Below are 2,351 nucleotides of genomic sequence, written 5' to 3' on the forward strand. Positions count from 1 at the left end.
AATTTTAACGATACCGAATCCTATGAAAAATATGGTAAAGGCTTAAAATTAGAGGATTGGCGTAGAGACAATGTGAATACGTACGTTAGAAACACCTACAATTCAATCAAACAAATAAAGCCTTGGGTCCAATTCGGAATCAGTCCGTTTGGGGTTTGGAGAAACAAATCAGTAGATCCGCGAGGTTCTGACACGCAGGCGGGACAAACGAATTATGATGATTTGTTCGCTGATCCAATGGCTTGGATGGAAGATAATTATATCGATTACATTTTGCCACAATTGTATTGGAGTATTGACCACCGTACTGCTTCTTATGCCAAATTGATCAAGTGGTGGTCTGAAAATTCTAAAAACACAGCCGTATATATCGGAAATGGAACGTACAAAATCAATGCTGATTCTGATAAAAAATGGTTCAACCCCAAGGAAATTCCTAATCAAATTGATTTGACTAGAAGTTATGCAAACATCAATGGAAATGCATTTTTTAGTGCCAAATGGTTCGTCAACAAAAACAAAGCTGTAACAGATTTACTTTTGCAACAGCAATACAAATATCCTGCATTGCCTTATGTGGTTCCTAATTCTAGAAAATTAATGGCCGAAATCCCGACGGTATGTGACATCAAAACCGCTGTTGACACGGCCTTGGTAACCCTAACTTTTCCAACCAAAGACAAGGTGCGTTATGTCATGGTTTATGGTGCAAAAAACAACAGTAAAGTAGACATTAACAATCCTAGTTTTATACTTAATAAAATCGCTTTCAAAGAAAAAAGAGACACTATAAGCATTGCGCTACCTAAACTTTATTTAGAAAAAAACAACAGTTGTGCGCTTACTTTTATCGATTATTATGGTAATGAAAGTCAGCCTACATTTGTAAGTAATCAACCCGAAATCAAAACCAACCAAAGCGCCATAAAAAATGAAAACAGACAATAGACCCTGGTATTGGATACCTATTTTAAGCTTTGCTTCTGGCTTACCTTATGCTATTATAATTTCAGTTTCGGTAATCATGTATAAAAATTTGGGTATCAATAATGAAGATATCGGTATTTACACAAGTTTACTATACCTTCCTTGGGTAATAAAACCGCTTTGGAGTCCATTTATTGACTTGTATTCTACAAAACGAAAATGGTTTTTAGCGATGCAATTTATAATCGCAATTTCCTTTTTGATTGTAGGATTAACCATTCCACTGAATCATTTTTTCGTTATTAGTTTGGCTATATTTTGGGTTGCAGCATTTGCATCAGCCTCAAATGATGTAGCAAGCGATGGCTTTTATTTAATTGCTTTGGAGAAAGAACAACAATCCTTTTTCTTGGGAATCCGTAGTACATTTTACCGCCTATCGATGCTTACAGGAAACGGTTTAATTGTCATTATTGGTGGTTACCTTGAACAGCAATATGGCGACAAACAAAAGGCTTGGTCATACACCATGATAATTGTGGGTTTACTTATGGCGGCTATTACTATTTACAATTACTTCACAGCGCCTCGCAGCGAAACAACTAATGTAAAAGAGCTAGATACCGAAGGATCAAAAAAGAGTTTTACGGCAGTTTTTGCTAGTTTTTTCCAAAAAAAGCAAATTGGTCTAGCCTTAGCGTTTATCCTTCTTTTTAGGCTTGGAGAATCGCAATTATTAAAAATGCTAACTCCTTTTTTAATTGATGACATAGCAGTTGGCGGCATGGGTCTAACTACCCAAGATGTAGGAATTATTTATGGAACATTTGGAGTTATCGCTTTAACAGTAGGTGGGATTTTTGGTGGAATAGCTATCTCTCGCGATGGTTTAGGCAAGTGGATGTTACCTATGTTTTTAGCCATGCACTTACCTATTATCGGTTTTGTTTTGCTATCTCACTTTCATCCATCTTCTGTTTATTACATCTATGCAACGGTAATTGCAGAGCAATTTGGTTATGGCTTTGGATTTGCTGCCTTTATGATGTATCTTATTTATATTGCCGAAGGCGAGTCAAAAACATCCCATTACGCTTTAGCCACTGGATTTATGGCATTAGGAATGATGCTTCCGGGAATGATAAGCGGTTATATCCAAGAATACCTTGGTTACGGTAACTTTTTTATCTGGGTTTTTTTGGCGACCATTCCAGGATTACTACTCTCTCGATTTTTGATTTTCCCAAAAGACTTTGGTAAAAAATCAGCAGCCATCAAAAAATAAATTTATTTCAACTTGTTTGCATCAGTATGACATTAGAACAAAAAATTGGGCAATTCTTTTTTCCTGCAGTTTTCATCAATGATTCAGAAGAAAACATTCCAGCAATGGAATCCCTAATCAAAACGTATAATATTGGGGG

At 36.1% G+C, this 2,351-nt stretch carries 2 protein-coding genes; both read left to right on the forward strand.

What is annotated here, in order from left to right; all coding sequences use genetic code 11:
- Nucleotides 1-948, forward strand: a 948-nt coding sequence (locus P8M54_RS07845) for a family 10 glycosylhydrolase (protein WP_300286951.1), incomplete at its 5' end; no start/stop codon positions are given.
- Nucleotides 932-2,212 (forward strand): MFS transporter, encoded by a 1,281-nt coding sequence (locus P8M54_RS07850; protein ID WP_300286953.1) that lies wholly within the window; start codon nt 932-934, stop codon nt 2,210-2,212. The genes P8M54_RS07845 and P8M54_RS07850, both read left to right, overlap by 17 nt.
- Nucleotides 2,213-2,351: the final 139 nt, after the last annotated feature.

This window comes from Flavobacterium sp. (assembly GCF_029242675.1).
In the GTDB taxonomy this organism is placed as follows: domain Bacteria; phylum Bacteroidota; class Bacteroidia; order Flavobacteriales; family Flavobacteriaceae; genus Flavobacterium.

What these genes read in the sequence shown, in the direction of transcription:
- P8M54_RS07850 (WP_300286953.1), top strand. Translation starts at nt 932, where the DNA reads ATGAAAACAGACAATAGACCCTGGTATTGGATACCTATTTTAAGCTTT.